Below are 4,908 nucleotides of genomic sequence, written 5' to 3' on the forward strand. Positions count from 1 at the left end.
CGGTCGTTTCGGTGTCAAAGCAGAAAGTATCCAGGGCTGAAAGTTCATCCGCCAGTTTTTTCACGTCTGCAGGTTCACTAACCAGGCGGTAGCTGTGTTTGGTATTCTCCAGCGTTTTCAGATTCGTCAGGCCCATATCATTTGAGCCCGCCTCGTCATTATCGAAAAGGCTGGTTTGTGCAGATCCGTTATTATCCGTTTGCCTGGCCATGACCTGCAACTCTTCTCCGAGCACGCGTTTAGCCAGGGTGCGGAATTCCAATACGGCAAATATATTGGTGATCTTATCCGCGTCTGGTTGTTCAAGGCGTAATTCTTCGGGATCAAAAGTGACCGGTACATCGGTAATGATCGTTGCCAGTTTCTTGGAAAGCATGGCCTGATCCGCATATTCCGTTACTTTCTCCTTTAGTTTTCCTTTGAGTTCTCCCGCGTGCTGGATCAGGTTTTCGATGCTGCCATATTGACCAATCAGTGTCTTGGCTGTTTTCTCACCTACTCCGGGAATGCCGGGAATGTTATCCACCTGGTCGCCCCACAGTCCGAGGATATCTATGACCTGAAGTGGATCCTGTATCTCAAAACGTTCTTTCACCTGGGGGATGCCCCATATCTCTGCGCCATTACCGAAGCGCGCAGGCTTATACATTTTCACTTTATCCGTGACCAATTGCGCGAAGTCCTTGTCCGGGGTCACCATGAACACTTCAAACCCCTGGTTCGCTGCCTGTTTTGCCAGGGTACCAATAATGTCATCAGCTTCATAACCCGGCATCTTCAATACTGGAATCCGGAATGCATCCGCCAGTTTGTCGATCCAGGGCAGGGCACTGGCAATATCTTCCGGCATCGCTTCGCGATGGGCTTTATACGTCTCAAACTCTTCATGACGTACGGTAGGTTCGGGTGTATCGAATGCAATGGCAATGTGTGATGGCTCTTCTTTTTGCAGCAGATCCAACAAGGTGGTGGTAAAACCAAAGGATGCGGATGTATTCAATCCCTGGGAATTAACCCTGGGATTTTTGCTGAATGCAAAATACGCCCGGTAAACCAGGGCCATGCCATCGAGCAGGAAAAGTTTTTTCTTTTCCGGATCTGGTAATGGTATCATTGTTCGCGATAGATTACTTCCAGCAATGTTTGTCCAACTGCCCTGAGGGTCAGCGGGTCGATCACCTCCATGTTATCCTGATGTGTATGCCAGTATGCGCCGAAATACTTTCTGGTATCTTCCGCGTACTCAACAATATCGATCGTTGGAATACCCACAATTTCATTGATATAATAGTGGTCATCCGTAATCGCCGGTGCCTTTTGATATAAAAACCGGTCGGAATAGCCGTGTTTGGCAGCCATATTCCAAACCTTATTCACAATGTTCTCAGCATAGTACATCGACCTGCCTTCTCTTGCAAACCGCGCTCCTTTTGCACCCACCATATCCAGGAGGATGCCATACCTGGCGAAATACCCACTGGTATGAAGATTCCTTGCCCAGTATTGTGAACCGAGGCAATAGGAATGTTCCTGCGGCGGATCGTTGCTGAATTCCGGTTGGCCATAATCTTCCCCATCGAAAAGGATAATATCAACACTGATGGTAGGTTTGGATATGGCAAGTTGGCGGGCCACTTCAAGCAGGATACCGACTCCGCTGCCTCCGTCGTTCGCACCATCAATCGGTTCCATGATGCGGCCGGTATCCTGATCCGCCCAGGGGCGTGTATCCCAATGAGAGGCCAACAGGATTCTGTCCTTCGAATCTGTATTCAGACTGGCAATGATATTTTTAAGTTTCAGGCGGCTTTTATCGAATGCAGGCATTTCTCCTTCCTGAAATGCAACAGACCAACCAAGACGTTCGAGTTCGGCTTTTAAGAAGTTTGCACATTTTTCATGTGCTTCGGAGTTCGGAATCCTCGGGCCGAATTCTACCTGACTCCGGACCCATCCGTATGCTGAATCCTGGTTGAATGAAGGTACATTTACATCTGCCACAGGCGACACGGAGGTAGCTGCGTTATTGGGCTGCCCGGATCCATCCGGTGATGGTTCACAGCCGAAGAGGGCCATGCAACACAATCCGGTTGCTGCAAAGAATTTACTCCACACGCCAGCTTGTGCCATCTTTGGTGTCTTTTATCGTCACGCGAAGTGATGCCAGATCATCACGAATGCGATCGGAGGTCGAAAAATCCTTCTGGTCTCGTGCCTGTTTTCTGAGGGCGATGATCAGCTCCATCAATCCGCCGGTTAGGGATGCACCGTCCGAACTATGCAAGTCATCCCGCATACCAAGTACATCCAACAGGAATGATCCCATGCTCTGCATTAATGTTTGTTTGTCCGCCTCACTGACGCTGGCATGACCGTCATTCACGGAATTGATGAACCGAACGGCATCAAACATGGCGGAGATAACCATGGGTGTATTAAAATCTTCATTCATGGCTGCCCGTGCCTTTTCTTCCAGACGCGGCAAATCACCTTCAGTCTTATCGGACACACGGAGATCAGGGAGTTTATGCCATGCCTCCATGAGTTTGGCAAGACCTTTCTCCGCTGCCTGCAATGCTTCATTACTGAAGTCAAGGGTGCTTCGGTAATGGGCCTGAAGGATAAAGAAGCGGATCGTCATCGGGTGATACGCTTGTTCAAGTTTCGCGTGATCCCCACTGAATAACTCCTTAAGGGTAATGAAATTTCCCAGCGACTTACCCATCTTTTGCCCGTTCACAGTGATCATATTGTTGTGCAACCAATACTTTGCCGGACTTTGTCCGTTGCATGCCGTAGACTGGGCAATCTCGTTCTCATGGTGCGGATAAAGCAAATCCATACCTCCACCGTGGATATCAAATTGTTCTCCAAGGTACTTTGTACTCATGGAAGAACACTCCAGATGCCAGCCAGGAAAGCCATCACTCCAGGGGGATGGCCATCGCATGATATGCTCGGGTTTTGCTTTGATCCAGAGTGCAAAATCGCCCTGAAACGCCTTTTCATCCTGTCCCTGCAAATCCCTGGTTTGAGAAAGCAAGTCTTCAAGCACCCTGCCGGACAAGGATCCGTATGGGTTGGAGGCCGCATACTTCTTCACGTTAAAGTAAACGGACCCATTCTTCTCATACGCATAGCCTGCTTTCAGAATTTTGCGGATCATTTCGATCTGCTCTATGATATGTCCGGATGCAAGCGGCTCAATGCTGGGTAGCAGTAAATTGAGCATTTGCATATCCTGGTGATAACTGTTATTGAAATGCTGTGCCACCTCCATGGGCTCAAGTGATTCTACCCTGGCCTTCTTCCCGATCTTATCTTCACCTTCATCTGCATCATTTTCCAGATGTCCTACATCGGTGATGTTTCTCACATACCTCACCTTATAGTTCAACAAGCGCAGGTAACGAAATATCACATCAAAAGTAATGGCGGAACGGGCGTGACCAAGATGTGCTTCTCCGTATACGGTAGGTCCGCAAACATACATACCCACGTGGGGCGGACGAATAGGTTCAAAGACTTCGAATTGTCTCGACAGCGTATTGTAAACTTTGAGCGTACCTTCCATTGGATTTAATCATTGCCGTGCGGATACCATTCTCGCATTCGCTTTCAAAGGAAACAAGAAAATTCGGGATTGAAAAACAAAACCGGTGTGGGAAGACGTCCCGCACCGGTTCATAAGCGTACAATTGTCAGCTACTCTACAATCTCTTCCTGAATAAGTATACCGTTTTTGAAGACGAGGATTCGCTCAAGTTTATTCCTTCTGTTGTACTGGTATATCTTACCGTTGATGAGCCTTCCACCTTCAAAGAAACCTTCCTTCCAGATTTGCTTTTTCTTATTGTATAGCTTGTGGTTTCCTGATCCTGTAAACACACCCAGATCGTTTCCGCTAACCTCAAGTGGAATTTCATTCATGGACTCACTGGAACTTGCTGCCACCGGAGCTTCCTCTTCTTTTGGTTTTACCGGCTTGGTCTTTTGCTCAAACACCTGCGTTTTCTCTGGATTGATCTTGCCTCCTGTGTAATCTTTCACCGACTTCAGGGAACCATCATCGTAGTACTCTTTTTGAATGCCATCTTCCTTCCCGCCGTTCCAGGTTCCTTCGATCATCAGCTTGCCATTCTCATGGTAATACTTTTGAACCCCTTGCCTCTTGCCATTTTCATAATGCCATTCATAGGCAAGGTTGCCATTCTCATGATAGAATTTGTAGGAGCCATCCCACTTCTGATTTTTCCAGAAGCCCTCCTCAGACATTTTACCAGTCTTATAATAGAATTTAGCATAGCCGAGCGGCTTGTCATTATCATAGGTGATCTCGTTCTTGACCACGCCATTGCAATAATATTGTTTCCAGATGTCTTCTTTGCGGCTATCGGCATACTGCCCCTCTTCTACCTTACTCTCCGCTTCACATTTCCATTCGGGTTTATCTTTCCCCTGATAAATCCAGTGCCCTTGTTTAAGCTGATTTGCATCAACAAAGTTGACCGTGTCACCTTCCACGATTTTGAAATCCTGCGCTTTAGAGATTCCAAAAATGGATGTCGTAACAAAAATTAAAGTAATGATAACACTACACCTTTTCATAACACACTCTTACCTGAACTCGTTACACCAAAAAAACACCTTGCATTTGGCGTTCACTTTTTATGTTCAACGTTTACGCAGAAACGTGCATCTGGTTTAAACTGTTAGACCAAAGCAAGCTTCAATTCGACAAATATCCCTTTTTTTCAATAGGTTTTACTGCCTAGTCTATTGTACGGCAATGAACTCAATTGGTTTCGCCATGCGATCGCAGCTCTGACAGCATATCCGCCGTCATTTCCTCGAGGCCGAAATCGGGTTTCCAGCCCCAATCCGTTCTGGCATCGTGATCATCGATGG

Annotated in this window: 4 protein-coding genes; all 4 read right to left on the reverse strand. The window is 47.2% G+C overall.

The genetic code is table 11. The features are described from left to right. Nucleotides 1–1,114: DNA polymerase I (locus KDD36_14685; GenBank protein ID MCB0397895.1), on the reverse strand; the 1,114-nt coding region annotated here is incomplete at its 3' end. Continuing rightward, complete coding sequence (locus tag KDD36_14690; protein MCB0397896.1) at nt 1,111–2,130, reverse strand: M28 family peptidase; 1,020 nt, start codon at nt 2,128–2,130, stop codon at nt 1,111–1,113. The genes KDD36_14685 and KDD36_14690, both read right to left, overlap by 4 nt. Continuing rightward, complete coding sequence (gene cysS / locus KDD36_14695; protein ID MCB0397897.1) at nt 2,105–3,574, reverse strand: cysteine--tRNA ligase; 1,470 nt, start codon at nt 3,572–3,574, stop codon at nt 2,105–2,107. The genes KDD36_14690 and cysS overlap by 26 nt, the downstream gene beginning before the upstream one ends. 131 nt (nt 3,575–3,705) lie before the next feature. After that, the gene (locus KDD36_14700; GenBank protein ID MCB0397898.1) at nt 3,706–4,524 is read right to left on the reverse strand and encodes a toxin-antitoxin system YwqK family antitoxin; all 819 of its coding nucleotides are present in this window, start codon (nt 4,522–4,524) and stop codon (nt 3,706–3,708) included. Nucleotides 4,525–4,908 lie beyond the last annotated feature (384 nt).

The organism is Flavobacteriales bacterium, from assembly GCA_020435415.1.
Classification (GTDB): domain Bacteria; phylum Bacteroidota; class Bacteroidia; order JACJYZ01; family JACJYZ01; genus JACJYZ01.